Origin of the sequence: Nostoc cf. commune SO-36 (genome assembly GCF_023734775.1) — a bacterium.
GTDB lineage: Bacteria > Cyanobacteriota > Cyanobacteriia > Cyanobacteriales > Nostocaceae > Nostoc > Nostoc commune_A.
The window spans coordinates 1,402,646-1,424,730 of the sequence record NZ_AP025732.1 but is presented as its reverse complement, the minus strand read 5'-3'; the positions used below and the strand labels follow the sequence as shown (position 1 = coordinate 1,424,730).

Here is a 22,085-nt window from a genome sequence, read left to right as displayed (position 1 = left end):
ATCAAGTTGCGTCCGTTCTGTCCCTCACAATTCTATTATCTCATTAAACTTCATAAGGTCAATCTATCTCTTGACAAGTTAGTTGTGATATGGAACAGGGATAACGGTAATCTAAAAAATGCCGCTAATTCTGATTTTTGGCGATTTTTACTTGACAATCCTTAAAAAACTGCCAATGTTAAATCACTGTTAAATCTTTTTAAAAGCTTGCACTACCCACCATAATTTGGCTATTTTGATAAGTATTTATACTTCTCTATTTTTCAGAAATTCTCGCATATACTGATTAACCAATTCAGGCTGTTCTTGCTGCACCCAATGACCACAATTGGGTATGTACTTGATTTGAAAGTCTCTAACGTATGCTGCGGTGTCGTAGGTTAGTTCCTTGCCGAGTGCAGTGTCATTTTCTCCCCAAATCATCAGTGTTGGTACTTCGAGAATGCCCCAATTTGGATTTAGCATTCTCTGCTGAAAAATATTGCGGTAATAGTTCAACATTGCTGTGAGCGCACCGCGTTTTGCCGCAGCATTTTTATAAGCGTCAATATCGGCTTGTGTGAAAGCACTCTTGTTAACTGCTGTACCTTTAAAAGCTGTTTCAATTGCTTGGTAGTCGGAAGATTGTAAAAGTAATTCTGGTAGCCACGGTAGTTGAAAGAGAAATATGTAATTGCTACGTAGCAACTGTTGAGGAGTGCGTAACCCTTGGGCAAATTTGGCAGGATGAGGCAGGTTAAGAATAATTAATTGTTCTAACATTTCGGGGTGAGTGTATGCAAAATTCCAAGCGATCGCACCTCCCCAATCATGTCCAGCTAATACACATTTTTGGTATCCTAATCCTTTAATTACTCCCTCAACATCTTTGATAAACTCATCCATTACATAAGCTGATTGCTCACTTGGTTTATCACTATCATTGTAGCCACGCAAGTCAAGGGCTACAACTTTAAAATTTTGGGCAAATTCTGGTATTTGATGCCGCCAAGAGTACCAAAACTCAGGAAACCCATGCAACATCAACAATAAAGGGCCTTCACCTTGGGTAACGTAGTGTAGCTTTACCCCATTGGTAATTATATATTCGTCTTTCCAAGAACTTTCTACTAAAGACATAATTAATCCAAATTCAGCATTATAAAATACTAAATAATATTACATATTATTTTGAGCAGCCTCACATCTATTAAAAGACAGTATTACTATAGTGATTTTTTGCAAAAATATTAGACAATTTGCCCTGGGGTAGATGTGAATTGTGGATAAACTTTGGTAGAAGGTAAATATAGTTCTCTCCAAAATACAGGCGCGGTATCGTCGGCTAGTCAATGTTTAGATGTTGTAGTGCCGAGAATTTCAATTTATAGAAATGGCAATAATAGAAACCCGTGGTATCTGGCTGACTACTACTGATAGTAAGGTTCTCAGGTCAAAGCAACGCGTTGCTGAGGCGATGGATTTTCTGGCCGAGACGGGATTTAATGTGGTGTTTCCCGTTGTTTGGAACAAGGCAGTAACTTTATATCCTAGTCAAACAATGCAGGAGACTTTTGGAGTCGAAATTGACCATCTGTCTGTAGGTCGTGACCCTTTAGAAGAAGTGGTGGTTGAGGCGCGGCGAGTTGGGTTGAAAGTCATTCCTTGGTTTGAATACGGTTTTGCCAGTTCCTACAATTTGAATGGTGGTGTACTTTTACAGAAAAAACCGGAATGGGCTGCGCGCGATCGCAACGGCAACTTACTAAAGAAAAACGGCTTTGAGTGGTTGAATGCTCTCGACTCTCAGGTGCAAGAATTCTTCTTGAACTTGGTGCTGGAAGTTGTGAAGAATTACGATGTGGACGGGGTTCAAGGAGACGATCGCTTCCCTGCATTCCCCTGTGAAGGTGGCTATGATGAGGTAACTGTCAACCGCTATCGCCAAAAATTTAATTGCAATCCACCACAGAATCCTAAGGATAAGCAATGGTTACAGTGGCGTGCAGATATTCTCACTGAGTTTTTGGCGCGTCTCTATGGGGAGGTTAAAGGGGTGAATCCTAATTTATTAGTAGCGATCGCACCCAATATCCACGATTGGGCATTCCAGGAATATCTGCAAGACTCACCCGCATGGCTGAAGCGGGGAATAGTTGATATGATTCAGCCGCAGATTTATCGCCGTGACTTTGGGAGTTACCGTGCGATCGCTGATAAACTAGTAAACCAGCAATTCACAGATGTGACGTTGCCCAGGTTAGCACCGGGAATACTGATGAAGCTTGGCTCTTATTGTATTAGTCCAGAATATTTGGTGCAGGCAATTGAATACAATCGTCAACTTGGCATTCAGGGAGAAGTATTCTTTTTTTACGAAGGTTTGCGCGAAAATAACAATACCCTAGCTAGAGTTTTACGAAATGGCCCTTATGCTAAGTCTGCATCATTTCCTACTCTGTCAGATTTGAGTGCGGGTGGTGTGACTAACAAGAGGACATCTTCTATTTGGCAAAGGTTGTTAAAAAAGATTTTTTAAGGAAAAATGCGCGTGGAATCTCAATTATTGGTTGAACGGGTAATTAAAACTCTAAAAGAGGATTTACCAACACTTTTTGAAAAAGATATTTCATACCACATTTATACAGACGATATCTACTTTAAAGACCCAGTAAATACATTCAAATACAAATTTAACTATCGCATTATATTTTGGACTTTGAGATTTCACGCTCGGCTATTTTTTACCCAAATTTACTTTGATGTACATGAGGTTTATCAGTCAGCCGAAGATACGATTTTAGCAAAATGGACAGTGCGGGGAGTGTTGCGGGTTCCTTGGAAAGCAGGTTTGCTTTTTAATGGCTATTCAACATATAAACTAAACCCAGATAATTTGATATACGAGCATATCGACACATGGGATAGAAAGCCAGGAGAAATTTTACAACAGTTTTGGCAAAGGGGAGAAGGGAGCTAATTTAGATACATATTGAGTTCCAAATTTATCCAGAACAAGCTGAGACACGCCGAAATAAGAAATTAATGCACGTTATCAGCCGAAAAAAGCTACGACAATTCTGCCAAAAACACGCTGATTGCTGTGAAGCACTTGATGACTGGTACATAATTGCTAGTAAAGCAGACTGGGGCAATTTGCTAGAAGTTCAAACTATTTATCCTAAAGCCGAAGCAGTAGGTGAGTTTACAGTTTTCAACATAAAAGGTAATAAATACCGCTTAATTGCTAGTATTAACTATGAAAAGCAGGTCATCTATATAAAATATGTCTTAACTCATGCCGAATATGACAAAGACTCCTGGAAAAATGACCCTTACTTTTAACTCAGACATTTACAGCCAATTGCTATCTCAACATCAACCTCGGATTATCAAAACAGAAGAGGAAAACGAAAAGTTTTTAGAAACTGTTGAAAAATTGCTTTCTCGTTCTCATCTGACTCCTGAAGAAGATACTTTGTTGGAATTATTGTTAAAGCTGATTGAGGATTTTGAAGATAAGCATTATAAGCTTAATGTTTCAACACCTCAATCAAGACTCAAGCATTTGATGGAAGCTAGGAGTTTAGAACAAGCTGATTTGGTAGAAATACTTGGTTCGAGTAATATTGTTGCTAAAATAATTGATGGCGAGTTACAAATCACTAAAGAACAAGCTGAGGTTTTAGGAAAATTTTTTCGCGTTGATGCAAGTTTGTTTATTTGTTGATTTTCTTTTCCCTATACCTCCAAATCTCGACAAAACCCTCAAAGTGCTTAGTCTTTGAGGGTTTTGTTATGTGAAAAATACTAATCTAAAATTTACCAGTTAAACGCTTTTTTGATGCCATAAGCTGCCAACCCTATAACAGCACCCGCTGCTACAACTGGAGCTGCCCCAATACCAATCGCAACACCAGCGGCAGGAGCTAGTACACCAATACCTCCTAATGTAGCCGCAGCACCACCTCCTAGCACAGCACCACCTGCTGCAAATCCTGCTGCTTCTCCAAAATTATTGTCATCATTTTTTGTACTCATTATTAACACCTCAATGTTTTCTGTATTTATTCTCTATAGCAGTAGCTTTTTTAGCCAATAGTATTCTTACTGTATTGAATATAATTTTTTTATGAACTAATAAAACCTTTGGTGTATAAACACTCTGAGGGTTTTACTGTAGAGAATTAGCTTTATAAAGCCATCTAAATCTTCTGGACTGTTACCCTTGGCTGTGGTGTGTTTAACGAAGGCGGCGCGAATTGCCTGAAATAAACCGACCTCAAAAGTATTGTAGGGAGGGGAGTTAAACCAATAAAGTTTTTCCACCAATTGGTTGATGATATAAAGTCATTAGCTGGCTAGCATTTAAAGTTTCTACGGCATAAGCTTTTCCTGTTAAGTCGCTGAATTCTACTTCAAAAACTCCAGGTTCATATTCTTCTACAATCGTTCCTACTTGACCGCGATGCAATCCCAATTCTGGTAAGTCTTCGGTTAGGGCAACCACATCTAATAATTTCATTGGTATTACCTCATTGCTTAGATTACATAACAGGTGACTAGGCGGGGGAAGCCTTCATTATTACGCACTATCCAAACGCTTTGAATAATTGCTTGTTTATCTGAACGATTCAGGGGAAAATCAATAATATATTTTTGACCGTATGAATTCCTTTTACCAGGGATAGCATCATAATTTGCTACTGCTTGTAAAAGGATCGCTTGTAATTCTTCTGCATCATCTAAATTTAAGTCTAGTGCAGATTTAAATACACGGGCTTTGTCTTTTCCCTCTGGATGTTCTGGGTTGAGACAGTAACCCGCAATTTTATCTATTTCTACGATCGCACATTCAGGGTTAGGAAGTTTCATAATAGGGTTGCTACAACCTTTTCCGCTTTTTTGCCTCGATATCACCCTCTACTTGGAAAAGACTAAGATTTCGTAGCCGGATACTGTTTCAACACCTGCTTTAAATATTGCCCAGTATAAGACCTGGGATTTTTTGCAACTTCCTCTGGTGTACCCACAGCAATTAATTCTCCCCCTTTATCGCCACCTTCTGGCCCCAAATCTATCACCCAATCAGAACAACGAATTACATCTAAGTTGTGTTCAATTACTAAAATTGAATTACCTTTATCTACCAATCTTTGCAACACATCTAACAATTTGTGGACATCGTAAAAAGATAACCCTGTTGTCGGTTCATCTATTAAATAAAGTGTTTTACCTGTAGCGCGTCGAGATAGTTCTGTTGCCAGTTTTACCCGTTGAGCTTCACCACCAGATAAAGTAGTCGCAGGTTGTCCTAGTTGCACATAACCCAACCCGACATCAAATAAAGTTTGCAAACGCGCGATCGCTTTGGGTATATTCTGGAAAAAGTCTAAACTTTCCTCAACTGTCATTCTCAAAACATCAGAAATTGACTTATCTTTATACTTCACCTGCAAAGTTTCGCGGTTGTATCTAGCACCTTTACAAATTTCGCATTGCACGTAAACATCCGGGAGAAAGTTCATTTCAATAACATTCACACCCTGTCCGCTACAAGCTTCGCAACGTCCACCTTTAACGTTGAAGGAAAATTGTCCGGGTTTGTAACCCCTAGCTTTGGCTTCTACTGTTTGGGAAAATACATCCCGAATCGCATCGAAAATTCCTGTGTAAGTTGCAGGGTTAGAACGTGGTGTGCGTCCAATGGGAGATTGATCGATAACGATCGCTTTATCAATCGCGTTTAATCCCTGAATTTTATCCAAATGTCTGGGTAAGGGAACTTTCTTCGTTAAATGGTGTTGCAGAGATGGGTACAGTAATTCGTTAATCAGCGTAGATTTGCCAGAACCAGACACACCAGTGATGGAGACGAGTTTACCTAATGGAATGTCTACATCTATATTCTGTAAATTGTTGCGATGGGCATTTTTAATTCCCAAACTGCGCCCATTTCCTTCTCGGCGTTCTGCTGGTGTGGTAATTACTCGCCTTCCTGATAAATATGCACCCGTCAACGAATCTTCTGCTGCTAATAACGTCTGAAAATCACCTTGGGCGATAATATTTCCGCCGTGAATTCCTGCACCAGGGCCAATATCTACTATATGGTTAGCTGCGCGAATTGTTTCTTCATCGTGTTCAACGACAATTAATGTATTACCCAAATCACGCAATTTAGTTAAGGTTTTGAGCAACCTGCCATTATCTCGTTGATGCAAACCAATACTCGGTTCATCTAAAACGTAGAGAACTCCTGTTAAACCAGAACCAATTTGCGTTGCTAGGCGAATTCGTTGGGCTTCGCCACCGGAAAGAGTCATTGCGGGACGGTCAAGGGTGAGGTAATCTAAACCTACATCTAACAAAAATTGCAATCTAGCTTTGATTTCTCTCAGGACTAAATCAGCAATTTGTAACTGGCGATCGCTCAACTTAAATTGCTCAATTCTCTCCCGACAATCCCGAATTGATACGGTAGTCAATTCTAAAATTCCATATTGTCCCAACTTCACCGCCAAGGCTTCCGGTTTTAACCGTTTTCCCTTACAAACTTCACACGGTTGATCGATTAAATACTGCTCTAATTTTTGCTTAATTAGTTCAGAACCACCCTCATATTGCCGTTGCAAAATTGGAATAGCACCTTTAAAACTCTGCTTTCTTTGTGCTTCTGCGGCTCGTTCGTCTTTCTCGCCAAACAAAATAATTTGCTGCTGTTCTTCTGTCAGCTTGCTCCAATTTGTCTGTAACTCAAACCCATAAATCTGTCCGACACTATAAAGTAATTCCAGATAATAAGAATTATCTTTTTCTGACCAAGGCGCGATCGCAGCATAAACTGGCGCTTCCCAGTCGGGTACTATCAAGTCTGGCGCAAATCTTCTTAAAGTCCCGATGCCGTGACAGTGCGGACAAGCACCATAAGGCGAGTTAAAGGAGAACAATCGCGGTGATAATTCCTCCATTACCGCGCCATGTTCTGGACAGGCAAAATTTTCCGAAAATACTAATTCTTCTTCTTTTTCTTGTCCGTTATCACCAAGCAGACTCACCAGAATGGCTGCAATCCCACCCGATTGCTTGAGACACGTAGACAGGGAATCAACCAAACGCTCTTGGATATCAGCCTTTTTCACTAAGCGGTCAATTACCACTTCGATGGTGTGAGTAAAATTTTTATCCAATTCAATGGAATCTGACAGTTCACGGATCTCGCCATTGATTCGCACGCGGACAAAACCTTGGGATGCCAGACTTGACAAAAGCTTACGGTGTGTGCCTTTTTTCCCCCGGACAACGGGTGCAAGAATTTGGAAGCGCGTGCGATCTGGTAATTCCATGATGCGATCGCACATCTCATCGATTGTCTGGGGTGCAATACAGCGATCGCATATCGGACAATGGGGTTCGCCAGCCCGACCAAACAACAGCCGCAAATAGTCGTAAATCTCCGTCACCGTACCGACAGTGGAACGGGGGTTATGAGACGTTGACTTTTGGTCAATGGAAATTGCTGGACTTAAGCCTTCAATGGCTTCTACATCCGGCTTATCCAGTTGTCCTAAAAATTGCCGTGCGTAGGCGCTGAGAGATTCCACATAGCGACGTTGCCCTTCAGCGAAAATCGTATCAAAGGCTAGGGAAGACTTACCAGAACCAGAAACGCCAGTAAATACGATTAGGCGATCGCGTGGCAATTCCAAGTCAATATTTTTCAGATTATGCTGCCTAGCACCCCGAATCCGAATGGTATTCTGGCTGTTGTGGCTGGGGTTGGGAAGATGTCCATTCAAGGATGCTGCTAGCTGTTTGTCTGACATATTGGGCGGCGAAGAAGGAGTTTCTTATGAAACAGTCCTTAATAATACTATCTTTAATCGGTTTATTGTAGAACAATAGTACTGTTATATTGAGTTATCGTTCCAGATTCATGCCGCAGACATACTTAAGAGTCTGCTAATTTGGAAGCATCCCGATTAAATATCCTTCTGAGGGCGAAGCTATGGTATCGCAAATCCAACCGCCGACCCAGCCAGAGGTCATCTACCCAGATAGTGACGGACAACCAGTTGCTAACAATACCATACAGTTTGGCTGGATTGTAGAAATTAAGCAGAATTTAGATTGGCTATTTGCCGACGATCCAAATGTATTTGTCGCCGGGGATTTATTTTGGTATCCAGTAGAGGGACGTAACAAAATTGTTAATGCCCCAGATGTGCTGGTGGTATTGGGTAGACCAAAGGGCGTAGGCGTAGCCCGTCGTAGACATCGCCTTTGTTATCAACAATGGAAAGAGGAGGGAATTGCACCACAAGTGGTGTTTGAAATTCTTTCTCCGAGCAACACCCAAACTGAAATGGATAAGAAATTACTTTTCTACGATCGCTATGGCGTGGAAGAGTACTACATTTACGATCCTGAGCGAAATAATTTGCGTGGATGGTTGCGTAGCGAAGATGGTTTAGATGTCATCCCCCAAATGGCAGATTGGGTGAGTCCCCGTTTAAAAATTCGCTTTGCTTTATCAACAGAGACTCTCCAACTATATCGCCCTGATGGAGAACGGTTTTTAACTTACACAGAAATTTCTCGCAACGTCGAACAAGAACGACAACGGGCGGAACTTGCAGAACAAGCCAGAAGAGATGCCATACCCCGATTATTGCAAATGAATTTGAGCATCGAACAGATTGCCCAAGCTTTGGGATTGTCAGTGGAAGAAGTGCGAACCCTTGCTCAGGAGTAACGCGGTATGCAATTTTTTAATCGGGTCATTAGAAATTGAATTTGTACTTGAGATATTCTGATTATGCTAGCCAATGCAGCCACTCATAATGTCACCTGGGAAAAGTTACCTGATGATTTTGTTTTAGACGACGAACCAGTGGATAACATTAATCAGCCACTCTTGGCTGCTGCTTTAACAGAAAGCTTAGAACTTGCCAGCAGATTACCTGCCGATGCTTTAACCATCACTAACTACGGTATCTGCGCCACCTTAAATAATCGATTTGTGGTTAAAGCACCAGATTGGGGATATGTATCATCGATTCGAGTCTCACGAGAAGAAGTGAAGCGCAGTTATACGCCACGGCTCCAAGGTGATATTCCCGTAATTGTGATGGAATTTCTCTCAGATACAGAAGGTGGAGAGTATTCTAGTAAACCGACCTATCCCCCTGGTAAATGGTTTTATTATGAGCAGATTTTACAAGTGCCGAACTATGCCATTTTTGAACCAGATGGCGGAGTCTTAGAAGTTTATCGGCGAGATGATTTAGGAAATTATCAACTGCAAACACCAGATGCAAATAATCGTCACTGTATTGCCGAAATGAACTTGTTTTTAGGCGTATGGCAAGGAAGCCGAGAAAATCGCACAGGTTATTGGTTACGTTGGTGGGATGACAACGGCGAATTATTACTGTGGGGTTTGGAGTTAGCAGCAAAAGAACGCCAGCGTGCAGAGAGATTAGCAGCCCAGTTAAAAGCGCTGGGAGTCGAACCGGAGGTTTAACTTGGAACTTCGACCTTTTTACTCGGACGTTGGTGTTCAGAACTCGGAACTTCGACCTTTTTACTCGACCATTCTTGTTTGGAACTCGGAAGTTCGACCTTTTTACTCGGCCATTCTTGTTTGGAACTCGGAAGTTCGACCTTTTTGCTCGGCCGTTGGTGTTCAGAACTCGGAACTTCGACCTTTTTACTCGGTCATTGGTGTTTGGAACTTGAAACACCGAGATCAGAACTTGAATTGCACCTTTTCATTACCAAGCGATGTCTACGACGGGCTACGCCTACGCCCTGCCCCTATATTTAAACTCCAGGTCTGACTCTAATTTTGTCTACAGCTTCTAATAGTCCACTCATATTTATTTCATCATCTACTTTGATTATTTATAGAGATTCTAACTCTTCAACAATAAATTGTTCACTTAGACAGTCCGGCGTTTGTCTTGAATCAAATCTGAAGGTGTAGATACGCCAATCAAAGCAAAGGTGAGGCGGTTATATTCAGGATGGTCTGCTCGTCGGTTGTAGCAATCGCGGATAACTGCAAAAAAGTCATCTAAGTTAAATGAAAGACTCAGAATGCTGTCAATTTCATCAATAGAAATAACAATCTTTTCAGTAATTCTTTTTAGTAAAATCGTTTCAATAAACTTGCTCAAGTGCTGCACTGGTGAAAGCAAAGCGTTATCAGTCCACCAAGTATCTAAATCAAAAGTTGTATAAATATTAAAACTTCCCACCAGAGTATCAATCACCCCGGCATACCACTGTTCTGGCGTAATATCCGCCGTACCAATAGCTGTAATATCAACAGCAGCACAAGCAAATCCCTCAGTTTGCAACGGGAGCATCCCAATTTTGCAAATTTACCAATTAGAACTAGTCATTGCGAATGGAGCGAAGCGGAATGAAGCAATCGCAAAGTCTAGCGGCTGCGATTGCTTCGCTTCATTTCATTACGCTCGCAATGACAAAATATGTTTTTACACATTTGGGATGCTCCCGTTTGCAACTGCTGCATTACCTGCACCCGCAAGCTAGATTTCCCCATCTGGCGAGAATTGAGTACATAACAAAAATTCCCAGCCTTCAAGCCTTCATAGAGATCATGGTCAGCTTGCCGTCTAACATAAGTTGGCGCATTTTGAGGAAGACTACCACCGACTTGATATTGATACTGGGGCATAAACAATTAAAAATTAAAAATTAAAAATTATGAAGTCCAAGCTAGTTTGGTTTTGGTATAGTGCGTTAGCCAATGGCATAAAACACCCTACAAGATTACGAATTGCGAATTAAATGAGCTAAGTGTTTTAACACTTTCAAGACAATATATATATCATCACGACTATCTAAAGCAAACAAATCAGATAGAGCGTATTGTGGAGTTTCAGTTTTTAGCAGTTTGATAAATCTAAATTCATTACCATTGGTGACAAACCCAAAAACAGGTTTTGCCGAAGTTGCATCTGCCAACATATAAGCCAATGCCTGGGGAATTGCTGGCACTAACGAGTAATCTGCTCGTTTTGCTTCAATAACGAGAACCCAAAGTGGAGGATGGAACACCAAGATGTCAATACGTCCTCTGATAATCATGCCTTCGTCTTCAGAAGAAATTCTGACCTCTTGTTCTGAGGACATGTAGAAAGGCGGTTGATAAAAACCTGCTAGGCGCAATAGTGGAGATAGCACTACCATTTTGACTACAGGTTCTAAAATAGGATATTTCGAGAGATGCAAATATTCTGTCTTGACTTCGTTGAGAGATTGCTTTTCTAAATCACTCAACTCAGGTAAATCTTGCTGCCACTCTGAAAAAAAAAGTTCGTCGTCTGCAAAGTGTAGACCAAATTCATCGATGAGTTGGGCTAGGGTGATATCTTTTCCTTGAATAAGTTGAACCATTGTTGAGCTTTTTACTTAAATGGTAATTGCAGATGTTAGCAACACAGACACCAGCTGCGGTCGCCATAATCAGTACCTGGACTTTAGTTAATGCGTTAGTTGAGATTTGTTTTTCCATTTAACCTAAAATTTATACAGGAAAAAACTGGTCTACAGTACAGTTAAAACTAGGCAATAGTGGAGAAATTAGATTATCACTACTAAATAAAGTTGCTACCAATTTAAGTTGACTTTGTTCGCGCCGATAGACCTCTAGTTTACGCGATCGCCAATCAGCAATCCAATATTCTTTTACTCCTCTGGAAGAATAAAGTTTAAGTTTAGCTTCCTTATCTCGTCTTAGGTCTTCGTTGCTAGCAGACAAGACTTCGACTACTAAATCTGGTGCGCCAGTTAAATGTCCCGCTTCATCCAATGTTAGCCCCAAGGTTTCTTTAGTAGCCCAAACTACATCAGGAATCACATTATCTGATTCTGAAAACAAAACGCCAGGGTTAATTACAGCTTCTCCTAAACCAGTAGAATCTGACCAAATATCAAGTTGTCGAAAAATCTTGCCACAAGTTTGCTGATGTTTAAAGTGAGGTGCCCTGGTCATAAATAATTCTCCATCAACTATCTCGTAGCGCGTCCCTTCATTTTCTGGTAATAATTCCACATCCTGAGTTGTCCAACGTACTCCTGTATTAAGCATCTGACTCATCGCCTAACTCCTTTAATCTGGCTTTTGCATTTTAATAAAACAGAATTTATGAATCATACTAATTGATTCTGTATTCTGTATTCTTCTTCAATTATCATTTGCGATTTTCGCGCCGCCACTTACACCGCACTAAGCGAATTTCATCAAAAGTGTAGCTTTCGCCTAGTTGTTCTTTAATGGGAGTCAGGGAAATATCACCGAGTACTTCTAAAACTTGCCAAATTTTTTGTTGATGTTCTAAAGGTACTAATTGATTTAAATCAACTGGCTGATTTTTTTCAATTAGTTTTTCTAAATGACTGCTAACTGTTGCTGGGCTAAGGTTGCGTTTTTGGGCAATTTGAGCGATATTTAAACCTTGTTGATGTAATTGTAATGTCTGTAATTCGGTGTAAGAAGAAGATGACTTAGCAGAAGATACCGAAGTAACAGATTTATTTTGCAAACCTTTTTCTTGGCGGTAGGCGCGAATTTCTGTAATAAACTTTTCACCATATTGAGCGAGTTTGTGACTACCTACACCAGAAAGTTTGGCAAATTCAGCTAAGTTTTGGGGTTGCACCTGTACCATCAATTTTAAAGTGGAATCGTGGAAGATGACGTAAGGTGGTACAGATTGCTCATCAGCTAATTGTTTGCGTAGCGATCGCAACTTCTGTAATAATATTTCTGCAACTTCTGCCTTTTCATTCTCCGGTTCCCAGGTAATCTTTTGGACTGTGGTTACAGCTAGCGAAACTGTACGTTGTTTTCGCATTACTTCCCAACTGTGGGCATTTAGTTTTAAAACTGAGTAACCATCGCTAGTTTGTTCTATTAACCCTTGATGTAAAAGCGATCGCCCCAACATTCGCCATTCATCTACAGTTCTATCTTTACCAATACCATAGGTAGAAAGTTTATCGTGTTCGTACTGGATAATTTTGTCTTTTTTTGCCCCCCGCAACACATCAATTATGTGTACCATCCCAAATCTTTCTTTGCAACGCGCCACACAAGATAAAAACTTCATGGCTTCAATTGTCCAATCTTGCATGGGTTTAGGATGACGACAATTGTCACAGTTACCGCAATTTCCAGGAAACCTTTCGCCAAAATAACCCAGTTGAATCGTTCGCCGACAATCAGTGCCTTCAGCGTAATCGATCATCTGCCGCAATTGTTGTTTAGCAATTAACTGTTCTTGAGGATCAGTTTTTTGATCGATACTCCATTCAATTGTTTTAACATCACCAAAACTGAAAAATATTGTACATCGAGATGGTTCTCCATCTCTCCCGGCTCTACCCGATTCTTGATAATAACTTTCTATATTTCTAGGCATATCAAAGTGAACTACCAGCCGCACATCGGGTTTATTAATTCCCATCCCAAAGGCAACTGTTGCCACCATCACCCGGACATCATCTCGAATAAATCGTGTTTGATTACTACTACGTTCTTCATCAGTTAATCCGGCGTGATAAGGCAGAACACCAACTTTATCATTTTGCAGTTTAAAAGTGAGTTCATCAACTTTTTTACGAGTTAAAGAATAAATAATTGTCGAACCTTCAGTTTCTCGAATTAGTTCTAACAATTCAGCGTAAGCATATTTCGTTTTCGGACGGACTTCGTAATAAAGATTTTCACGATTAAAGCTGGCAAGATGAATGCTTGGTTGCTTTAGCCCTAATTGTTGAATAATATCAGCACGCACGCGATCGGTTGCTGTGGCGGTAAGGGCGACGGTAGGGACATCAGGATAGCGTTTCCTGAGAGATTTCAACTGGCGATATTCTGGACGAAAATCGTGTCCCCATTCCGAAACGCAGTGCGCTTCATCAATAGCAAAGCTAGAAATACCAATTTTTTCTTTAACTAAATCGAGAAACGGGAGAAATCTTTCACTCAGGAGACGTTCAGGGGCGACGTAGAGCAATTTTACTTTACCACTGAGGATGGCTTCTTCTCGCGATCGCACCTTGTAAGCATTTAAGCTGCTATTGAGAAATGTGGCGTTAATATTATTATTTCGCAGTGCTTCCACTTGGTCTTGCATCAAAGCAATTAACGGCGACACCACCACCGTTAGTCCATTTTTTAACAACGCTGGTAGCTGAAAACACAGAGATTTCCCCCCACCAGTTGGCATCACAACCATTAAATCTCGATTTTGCAGCGCATCTTCGATAATTTGCCGTTGTCCGGGGCGGAATTGGTCATAACCGAAGTGATATTTTAGCGATTGTTCGAGATGGGGATACTGAAGCATAGCGATCGCTTTTTCGGAGGCTGTCTGCGTGAGTAGTTATCAAAGATATCAGGATTTTAACTCACATCATCGGCTGCATTTGGGTTTCCCGTAATTCTTGAATTGCTTCGGCAGCAGTCTGGACTTTGAGCTTACCTGCTTGAAATTCAGCAATGGAAGCTGCTGCATCTGAGGCAATTTCATCTCGCCGACTTTCAATAATTCGGTTTTTGAGAATTTGAACCAGCATTTCTTGCTGCTCTAAAGGCAGCTCCATTGCTGCATCTAAAATTCTATCTAGGTTACTCAATTGCTTCATCGTCTTAATTATTTGTGTTGATAACGTAACTAATAATATATAAGCTTACAAGTTTTACCCTCGTCGCTTTTAAGCTTCGTCAAACTTATGTTAAATTATCTCACTAAATTAACGATGATACATGATGCGATCGCTTTTTCGGGGGCGTTCTGCGTAGATAGTTATTGAAGATACCAGGATTTTAACTCACACGATCGGCAGCTTTCAGAATAACCGCGTTTTTTCACTAAGCTTTTTAGTAACAAGCAGATTTATAATCTAAAATTAACTTTAGCATCCATCTAACCGAGAATTTGCAGTTATCTCTTTGTTTTGATGTCCTATCTGGGTACATTTTAACTGTGATTCTAAAGCATCAATCTTTCGTAAAAGTGACACTCCCCACACTAAAGAAATCACCAACTTGATTGTCATGCCCACGAGTAAAAGTGTCACTATTGTGGCATTTTTCTTTTGTTGAGCCAGCCTTTTTTGTTGTTCTGCTAATCGTGCTTCGACTTCTTTAGCACGTTCAGCCTCTAATGCCTGCTGCACTTCTCGCCGATCTAATTCTTCACTAGCAGCTAAAAATCGATAATCTAAGTTACTCAAGCTTTTACCATTTGCCCAACTTTGGGCATCAATCAAGGCTTGTCCGCGCAATAAGCGAGACTCATCCTTTTCCTTTGAGGCTACCCATGCATTGAAGGTTTCGTAGTAGGGGCGCAAGTAAGCTAGTTTTTTTCTAACCCATTCTAAATTGAAAACTTCTTGATAAATTCGGTTTTTTATTTTGAGAAAACCTTGCTTTTTGATTACTAAACCAGAAAGCAACAGTTCTACCTGTTCTCTGCTATCGTCGGCTGATACTTTTATTCCTTGGAGAATTTGTTGATAAATTCCTAGCAATCTAGCGGCAATTTCTTCATTTCTGAGGAGGCGATCGCGAACTGTCCGTAAATGCTCTGGTTCATCTTGTGATTCCCACTTATCGATGATGTGCGATCGCACTACATTTTCTATCCAAAATTCTTCTGTACCAGGGGGAATTTTGAGCTTTCTAGCCATATCATCTTGAGATAAATTTACAAGCAGTCGGCACAGCTTTTGAGTAAGAAATGGTTGCCCTTCTGTCCAAGCTAATATTTCTTTCAAAAGTTTTTGGGGATGATTGTCTTTAATATCTAATCCCAAAGATAGTGGTTGAGCTTCTTCAAATGTAAAACCATTTACTTGTATGGCTTTACCAAGATTAAACGAAGTAGTGTGATTCCGATATAAAATTAAGTCTGAAGGTGTTGCAACGCCAAAAATTGCAAAGGTAATCCGATTATACTCTGGATCAATTGCTCGTTGGTTATAACAAAAACGAATTAAGTTAAAAAAGTCATCAACAGAGAAATCGAGGCTGAGAATACTATCAATTTCATCAATGAAAATAAATAATCTTTCGTTAGGAAACTGAACTAACAAAATTTCCGAAATAAACCGACTGAATTTTTGAACCAAAGAAATGTCATTTTGTTCTTGCCACCAAGTTTTCAAGTTGACTTTTCCTAAGAGTTTAAAACTCAACCACAAGTCTCCTACAACTCCTTTGTACCACTGCTCTGGAGTTATATTTTCACAACCAATATTAGTCATATCAACGGTGGCACATCTGAAGCCCTCTTGTTGGAAGCGATGTTTCGTTTTTACCAAAAGTGAGGATTTGCCCATTTGCCTACTGCTCAGAATGTAGCAAAATTCCCCCTGCTTCAAGGCTTCGTAAAGTTCCACATCTGCTTTACGCTCAACATAGCTAGGAGCATCACTGGTGAGTGTACCGCCAACTTGGTATCGATAATTTTTCATTTAATTTTAAATTTATTTTACGTTTTACATCTAAATCAACAAACTCTTGCTGGAACAATTAAAAAATTTCATATAATTATAATATTGATGGGTAAGCAAGTTTGTAGTAAAGACTTTAGTCTTGATTTTATAATCATTAAATTATAAGCAATAAAGTGCTTACTACGAACCCTCGAAACTAATTTAAAAAATGCTAGGAGGATTAGCATTTTGCATTCCCAACTGTTGAGTAAAATAAAGACGATATAATTCACACATGGCACTAGCTTGATTGCCGTTAAGTTGAACCAACCCCATACTTTCTAGTTTGTAAGCAGCGATCGCGTCTAACTCCACTTTTTTATCTGTTGCAATTACCTGTTGCATAGCTAACATTAATTCTGGTTCTTTTTGCAGTAGAGTCAACAATTCTCGTAAATGCTGGCCGTAAATTCCTACCGGTGTAGATGCAGTTTCTAGTAATAACTCCAACGTCATTTCCCCCTGACATAGATGATAAAATGCAAGGTTAACTAGATAGGGATGTCCTCCTACCATTGCGTGTAGAGGTGCAAGGCGTTTTGCCCCTTCCGAATCTGCTGCACAATCGAGTCCGTAGCGTAAAGCTGAATTTTGTAACTGCTTGAGGGTAAATGGTGGCAGTGTAATTGTTATCCCAACATTGAAAGGCGATTGGTTAAGCTGAAGCGGAATATAAATATCTGTTGTGTGAACTACTACCATCCGCAACTTTTGCCAGATTGGATCTTGTTTTGCTTGTTCATGCCAAAATCGCAACATTGGCAGAAAGTCTTGGGCAATATTAGGATGTTCAAAAATTCGATGGACTTCATTTAAAGCCAAAACCACAGGACTTTGCTCAATATGTTGCAGCAGATATGCTTCAAAATAGATTTTGCAGCTTACCTTGCTGCCCATTTCCGTATCCCAAAAATCATCTAAACAGGGAAGGAGATTTAACTGTCTGCTGACATTCACAGAAAACCAACGCAAAAATTTATCCAGGCAAGCAAAAACGTCTTGATCAGCTTCTTGAAAATCCAAATAGACAATTTTATAATCTTGCTCTTTAGCATAAGCAATCATCCGATTGAGCAGGGAACTTTTTCCCATCTTTCTAGGTGCTTTGATTCGGATTAAAGCACCAGGGTATAAAAGCTCGTGACAAACAAGTTCTTCTAGGGGAGGGCGGTTGATATAAAGAGGAGAACCAAGTGCTACGGGGCCGCTAGGAAATTCTATATTACTTGCTGAAAATAAGTCTGGAGAAACTATTTCTAAGCTAGATTCTTCGCCTAACTTTGGTTCGAGAAAATTCTCCTGAACACCAATCTCAGATTGCAGGTGTTTCTTCAAAGCTAAGTGTAGATTTTTTTTCGTTACTCTTCTTCCAAGCGCGACAGAAAGGTCTTGCCACAACTCAGAGCCGATTTCCTTGATGTAATTGTTGCCGTAGCCAGATTCCTCTGCCATTTCACTGTAAGTTTTGCCTAACCAGGATTGATTAAGCACAAACAACTGAATAGAACCGAGAGGCTTGTCTTGTAGGATTTTTTTAACAGATTCCAGAAGCTCATCCACGGTGTATAAATAGTTAAACAGCTAGCAAGTTTACTTTTCAGCTTAGTAGTATAATATATCTGAAAAAATACTTAAAAACAAAAAAGTAAAGATTGTATTGATACAATCAACACCTAATAATAGCTCATAAATAATTATATATTTTTTCTTAAAGATTATTCTCTCTTACTTAGAGTACGAGGTTAGTTCCGCTTACAGTGCCTTTCAAGTAATTCAACTACGCCACTCCCTACTTCTTATTCTCTACTCTCCATTTCAGTGTGGTCTAAATACCTAAAAAATAATGTAATACAACCTTGAAAAAGCTGGCGACAATAATGGTTCACTGGTGTGAGATCCTAGAGACAGTCAATAAAAAGCGAAGATAATGGAACAACATCATAAGCCAACGGTTGTAATTACGGGTACTTCTTCAGGGGTGGGTTTGTATGCGGCAAAAGCTCTTGCTCAAAGAGGATGGTATGTGGTATTGGCCTGTCGAGATTTAGCTAAGGCACAAAAAGCTGCTCAAAGTGTGGAAATCCCCTACAACAGTTATACCAGCATACATATTGACCTTGCCTCTTTAGATAGCGTTCGACAGTTTGTGAATAACTTCCGAGCAACTGGAAGGTCTTTAGACGCTTTGGTGTGCAATGCCGCAATTTATATGCCCTTAATAAAGGAGCCGTTACGCAGTCCAGAAGGCTACGAGTTAAGCGTTGCCACAAATCATCTTGGTCATTTTCTATTGTGCAACCTGATGCTAGAGGATCTGAAGAAATCATCTTTAGAACCAAGGCTTGTCATTTTAGGAACTGTGACTCACAATCCAGACGAACTGGGTGGGAAGATTCCACCGCGTCCCGACTTAGGTGATTTGCAAGGCTTTGCAGAAGGGTTTAAAGAGCCAATCTCGATGATTGATGGCAAGAAATTTGAACCAGTCAAAGCTTACAAAGACAGTAAGGTTTGTAATGTGCTGACTATGCGGGAACTGCATGATCGTTATCACGAGTCAACCGGTATCGTCTTCAATTCTCTCTATCCGGGATGTGTTGCAGAAACACCGCTATTTAGAAACCACTATCCCTTGTTTCAGAAAATCTTCCCATTATTCCAAAAGTACATCACTGGGGGATATGTGTCTCAGGAGTTGGCGGGAGAAAGGGTTGCTGCGGTAGTTGCCGATCCTGAATATAATCAATCCGGTGTCTACTGGAGTTGGGGAAATCGCCAGAAGAAAGATGGCAAATCCTTCGTTCAAAAAGTCTCTCCTCAAGCCCGTGATGACGAAAAATCCAAGCGAATGTGGGAACTAAGCGCCAAGTTAGTTGGACTTGCGTGATGGGATAGGATGCAATAATTTGATTTTTACTTGATAAATGACCTCTAAAAGTCAGGTGAGTGATGGCAAAGGTAAAACGCAGTGGTGGAAAAGGTTTTGGCAAACCACCTAAACTACCTCGTATTGATGGTTCGTTTGACTTTGAAGAACTTGTTAACGGCAAACAAATCTTGGTAGCCAACGTATGACAAAACTAATATCTCCCAATTCTTAGAATCCGTAAGGTGCGTTACACTTTTTTAACGCACCGATGTTAATTGTAAAGATATCGAAAAATTATCTAACCATTTCCGATGGAAACTGCCATGTCTTCCCTAAAGGCGCATTCCCAAACCCTATATGAGACTGATTACTTGCAATGGATAGAAACGACTGTAGAAAAGTTGCAAAGTCAGGATTACGCAAACGTTGAGTGGGAGAACCTAATTGAAGAAATTGCCGATATGGGAAGGAGTGAGCGCCGGAGTCTCAAGAGTAATCTGATTGTAATTCTGATGCATTTGCTCAAATGGCAATTTCAGCCCGACAAAAGAAGTGGTAGCTGGGAAAGAAGCATCATTGAACATCGTAGACGTGTCAAAGAAGCTCTAGATGATTCACCTAGTCTCAAATCTTATCTTGAAATAGTTTTTGCTGAGTGTTATGCACAAGCAGTTAAGCAAGCAAAAGCTGAAACTGGCTTGTCAATGGAATCCTTTCCTCTGAACTGTCCATACCAGCTAGCAGAAGTCACAGATGATGAGTTTTTACCGAAAAATTGGGTTTAGAGAACTCCACAAAAAAAATGATCCAATAGCTATGTGGGTTTAGCAAAAATTTCTACAAACCATTTTCTGAGATTGGGGAGGCGGTGAATCTGTGTTTCAATTTCTGCCATAGCGGAGGTAGTAAGTTTAACTCCTGTAGAATAAACTGTTTCTACCAATGTGACCACCGGATTTTTACCCTTAAATGTGAGAGTTTGGGCGAAATTCAGTACAGTCTCAACAGTGTCAAGTAAACTACCATTCCAATGCTGTTCTAACCAGCCAAAACAACGTTCTATCGGGTTATATTTGCTATGATAAGGCGGATAATAAGCAAGTTGTAACGTCAGTTGAGATGATGTACCAAAATCTACAATCCGCTTCATAAATTGAGTGCGGCGAGAATTATTTTCAGGTCCATTATCCTGATTAATCACCAGTTTTTGAATATGAGCAAATCTGTGTTTGACAGTTTGCCACCAGCTTTCAAGCAAATCAACAATACAATCAGCGGTTAATTTGGAAGAAACAAAGAATAAAAATAACTCGTTGTATTCAGGTATAAAAATGCCGTAGGGAATCAGAGTTATCTCCGTCGGGAAGTCGTGGTCTACTGAGATGGTTGGCATTCAATTTTTACCCCCACGGTCAAATTCTCCAATCTTAACTGCTACCTTAGCATCAATGGAAATTCGCAGAGTATGAGGGTCATTGTCAGCTTCACTATTAATTTGTTCAACTTGTTCAAAAATCGCTTCTGTTTCGGGAATTTTCTTGATAGGCTTGGTTTTCAGAACTCTTTTTAAGGTATAGCCTAAATCATTCAATTTTCGTCGAATTGTTTCTGATGAAGGTAGTTCTTCCTCTGTGTAACCAAATTGTTCAATTAGTTGACGACGGACTTCGCTTGCCGTCATGCGTGTATACAAACGTATACTTTTAAAACTGGGGTCAGTTTGACTTTGTGGGTCTACTAACGATTTTATATCCCTCAACAAGTTTGATAATTTTGCTTCAGCCCGCTTGCGTCCACTACGCCTGAAACCATCAATAAAAGGCTGACCACTCTCTAACTCCTGCATCCCTTTACGGATAGTGCGCCTATTCCATCCCAACTCCCTTTCCGCCACAGTTTGTCCACCTATTCCCAAACCTTTGACTACTTCTGCCATGAATTGTCTTCGGTCACTTCCCTTGAGTTTTTTCGCTGTTTTGATGTACAGAGATTTTAGGTGCGCGGTGAGTTGAATGATAGATTTTGGATACATGAGCTAGACTGCACACTGAATTTATCTTTCTCTTATCATAGGATCAATTATTCTGTGGAGTTCTCTTAGAGCTACGTCGTTCTACGACGGCTTTCAATTAATTAGTCTACCAATACACTATACTAATGAACTAATGATAGTGGAAAGGTAATCAACCACTTAAAAAACCTAGCTGTCAAAAGACAAGGCACTGAACCTTGATAATTGAACGGCAGTTGCTCTACTTGGGGAAACCCCAAGACCGCACTGCCTCATCTATGCGGTTCTACTGCATTGTTCTAGCTTCCTCCTAGCAGTAGGTAAAAGGTTCATAGGGGCTAGACGACTCAGAATTTTGGAACAAATTGTTTCAAGTAAAACAGGACTTGCAGCGATGCAACTACCGAGGGGCACTCGGAAAGTTAACGCTTGGGGAGAATCCCACCTCTGGTCTAGATGACGCAAGGACTCTAGATTAAGTGGTTTCGTTGAACCAAGAATCCCCGTCGATTTATCGCGGGGAGTGTCAACTCAGTAAGCGCTGAATCGATCTGTATGCGCCGTTTAACTCTACAGTTATACCTCTTTATTCCCTGATCCCTTGACTTAGTACATGGAAACTATGTATAATTATGAGCGCGTAGAAGGGGAGTAGCTGCTGGCAAAAAAAAGTTGAAAGCCAGTACA

Annotated in this window: 21 protein-coding genes and 2 pseudogenes; 9 read left to right on the top strand and 14 right to left on the bottom strand. The window is 40.3% G+C overall.

Annotation, left to right across the window (positions count from 1 at the left end; genetic code table 11):
- Positions 1 to 246 precede the first annotated feature (246 nt).
- Positions 247 to 1,119 carry an alpha/beta fold hydrolase gene (locus ANSO36C_RS06330; protein ID WP_251958851.1) on the bottom strand — a complete coding sequence of 291 codons (873 nt, stop codon included), beginning with the start codon at positions 1,117 to 1,119 and terminating at the stop codon, positions 247 to 249.
- Between the two features lie 253 nt (positions 1,120 to 1,372).
- On the opposite strand from ANSO36C_RS06330, the gene ANSO36C_RS06325 reads away from it, so the two are divergent.
- The 4 genes from ANSO36C_RS06325 (at position 1,373) to ANSO36C_RS06310 (ending at position 3,709) form a co-directional block, all read left to right on the top strand.
- A complete protein-coding gene (locus tag ANSO36C_RS06325) occupies positions 1,373 to 2,518 on the top strand; it encodes a glycoside hydrolase family 10 protein (RefSeq protein WP_251958850.1) in 1,146 nt (381 codons plus the stop codon).
- A 12-nt stretch (positions 2,519 to 2,530) separates the two neighbouring features.
- The gene (locus ANSO36C_RS06320) at positions 2,531 to 2,959 is read left to right on the top strand and encodes a DUF2358 domain-containing protein (RefSeq protein ID WP_410174675.1); all 429 of its coding nucleotides are present in this window, start codon (positions 2,531 to 2,533) and stop codon (positions 2,957 to 2,959) included.
- A 65-nt stretch (positions 2,960 to 3,024) separates the two neighbouring features.
- On the top strand, positions 3,025 to 3,324 hold the full coding sequence (locus ANSO36C_RS06315) for a type II toxin-antitoxin system HigB family toxin (protein ID WP_251958848.1): 300 nt from the start codon (positions 3,025 to 3,027) through the stop codon (positions 3,322 to 3,324).
- Positions 3,308 to 3,709 carry a helix-turn-helix domain-containing protein gene (locus ANSO36C_RS06310; RefSeq protein WP_251958847.1) on the top strand — a complete coding sequence of 134 codons (402 nt, stop codon included), beginning with the start codon at positions 3,308 to 3,310 and terminating at the stop codon, positions 3,707 to 3,709. Before ANSO36C_RS06315 ends, ANSO36C_RS06310 begins: the two co-directional genes overlap by 17 nt.
- 92 nt (positions 3,710 to 3,801) lie before the next feature.
- On the opposite strand, the gene ANSO36C_RS06305 is transcribed toward ANSO36C_RS06310, so the two are convergent.
- The 5 genes from ANSO36C_RS06305 to uvrA all read right to left on the bottom strand — a co-directional run bounded on the left by ANSO36C_RS06305 (position 3,802) and on the right by uvrA (position 7,805).
- Positions 3,802 to 4,020: a hypothetical protein gene (locus tag ANSO36C_RS06305; protein WP_251958846.1), complete on the bottom strand. Its 219-nt coding sequence runs from the start codon at positions 4,018 to 4,020 to the stop codon at positions 3,802 to 3,804.
- Positions 4,021 to 4,116: 96 nt separating this feature from the next.
- Positions 4,117 to 4,308: a DUF3387 domain-containing protein gene (locus tag ANSO36C_RS06300; protein ID WP_251958845.1), complete on the bottom strand. Its 192-nt coding sequence runs from the start codon at positions 4,306 to 4,308 to the stop codon at positions 4,117 to 4,119.
- Positions 4,286 to 4,504: a DUF4926 domain-containing protein gene (locus ANSO36C_RS06295; RefSeq protein ID WP_251958844.1), complete on the bottom strand. Its 219-nt coding sequence runs from the start codon at positions 4,502 to 4,504 to the stop codon at positions 4,286 to 4,288. Before ANSO36C_RS06295 ends, ANSO36C_RS06300 begins: the two co-directional genes overlap by 23 nt.
- 17 nt (positions 4,505 to 4,521) lie before the next feature.
- Positions 4,522 to 4,854, bottom strand: a complete 333-nt coding sequence (locus ANSO36C_RS06290) for a DUF6883 domain-containing protein (protein WP_251958843.1) — start codon at positions 4,852 to 4,854, stop codon at positions 4,522 to 4,524.
- Positions 4,855 to 4,916: 62 nt separating this feature from the next.
- Positions 4,917 to 7,805, bottom strand: a complete 2,889-nt coding sequence (uvrA, locus tag ANSO36C_RS06285; protein WP_251958842.1) for an excinuclease ABC subunit UvrA — start codon at positions 7,803 to 7,805, stop codon at positions 4,917 to 4,919.
- 182 nt (positions 7,806 to 7,987) lie between these two features.
- On the opposite strand from uvrA, the gene ANSO36C_RS06280 reads away from it, so the two are divergent.
- A complete protein-coding gene (locus tag ANSO36C_RS06280) occupies positions 7,988 to 8,734 on the top strand; it encodes a Uma2 family endonuclease (protein ID WP_251958841.1) in 747 nt (248 codons plus the stop codon).
- Between the two features lie 63 nt (positions 8,735 to 8,797).
- Positions 8,798 to 9,505, top strand: coding sequence for a Uma2 family endonuclease (locus ANSO36C_RS06275; protein WP_251958840.1), 708 nt, complete (start codon positions 8,798 to 8,800; stop codon positions 9,503 to 9,505).
- Positions 9,506 to 9,929: 424 nt separating this feature from the next.
- Here ANSO36C_RS06275 and ANSO36C_RS34750 read toward each other — a convergent pair.
- The 7 genes and pseudogenes from ANSO36C_RS34750 to ANSO36C_RS06235 form a co-directional block, all read right to left on the bottom strand.
- Positions 9,930 to 10,687 (bottom strand): annotated as a pseudogene (locus tag ANSO36C_RS34750) (AAA-like domain-containing protein); the annotation flags it as partial.
- Positions 10,688 to 10,782: 95 nt separating this feature from the next.
- Positions 10,783 to 11,409, bottom strand: coding sequence for a type I restriction enzyme HsdR N-terminal domain-containing protein (locus ANSO36C_RS06260; protein WP_251958838.1), 627 nt, complete (start codon positions 11,407 to 11,409; stop codon positions 10,783 to 10,785).
- A 130-nt stretch (positions 11,410 to 11,539) separates the two neighbouring features.
- A complete protein-coding gene (locus tag ANSO36C_RS06255) occupies positions 11,540 to 12,112 on the bottom strand; it encodes a Uma2 family endonuclease (RefSeq protein ID WP_251958837.1) in 573 nt (190 codons plus the stop codon).
- Positions 12,113 to 12,206: 94 nt separating this feature from the next.
- Positions 12,207 to 14,366 (bottom strand): DNA helicase RecQ, encoded by a 2,160-nt coding sequence (gene recQ / locus ANSO36C_RS06250; protein WP_251958836.1) that lies wholly within the window; start codon positions 14,364 to 14,366, stop codon positions 12,207 to 12,209.
- Positions 14,367 to 14,427: 61 nt separating this feature from the next.
- On the bottom strand, positions 14,428 to 14,664 hold the full coding sequence (locus ANSO36C_RS06245; protein ID WP_251958835.1) for a hypothetical protein: 237 nt from the start codon (positions 14,662 to 14,664) through the stop codon (positions 14,428 to 14,430).
- 270 nt (positions 14,665 to 14,934) lie between these two features.
- Positions 14,935 to 16,497: an AAA-like domain-containing protein gene (locus tag ANSO36C_RS06240; RefSeq protein WP_251958834.1), complete on the bottom strand. Its 1,563-nt coding sequence runs from the start codon at positions 16,495 to 16,497 to the stop codon at positions 14,935 to 14,937.
- A 183-nt stretch (positions 16,498 to 16,680) separates the two neighbouring features.
- A complete protein-coding gene (locus ANSO36C_RS06235) occupies positions 16,681 to 18,078 on the bottom strand; it encodes an AAA-like domain-containing protein (RefSeq protein WP_251958833.1) in 1,398 nt (465 codons plus the stop codon).
- A 367-nt stretch (positions 18,079 to 18,445) separates the two neighbouring features.
- On the opposite strand from ANSO36C_RS06235, the gene ANSO36C_RS06230 reads away from it, so the two are divergent.
- The 3 genes from ANSO36C_RS06230 (at position 18,446) to ANSO36C_RS06225 (ending at position 20,172) form a co-directional block, all read left to right on the top strand.
- Entirely contained in the window at positions 18,446 to 19,405 is a 960-nt protein-coding gene (locus tag ANSO36C_RS06230; protein WP_251958832.1) for a protochlorophyllide reductase, read from the top strand.
- A gap of 62 nt (positions 19,406 to 19,467) precedes the next feature.
- A complete protein-coding gene (locus ANSO36C_RS33825; RefSeq protein WP_267145357.1) occupies positions 19,468 to 19,593 on the top strand; it encodes a hypothetical protein in 126 nt (41 codons plus the stop codon).
- Between the two features lie 105 nt (positions 19,594 to 19,698).
- Positions 19,699 to 20,172, top strand: coding sequence for a DUF29 domain-containing protein (locus ANSO36C_RS06225; RefSeq protein WP_251958831.1), 474 nt, complete (start codon positions 19,699 to 19,701; stop codon positions 20,170 to 20,172).
- A gap of 29 nt (positions 20,173 to 20,201) precedes the next feature.
- Here the strand turns inward: ANSO36C_RS06225 and ANSO36C_RS06220 are convergent.
- Positions 20,202 to 21,401 (bottom strand): annotated as a pseudogene (locus ANSO36C_RS06220) (ISAzo13 family transposase).
- Positions 21,402 to 22,085: the final 684 nt, after the last annotated feature.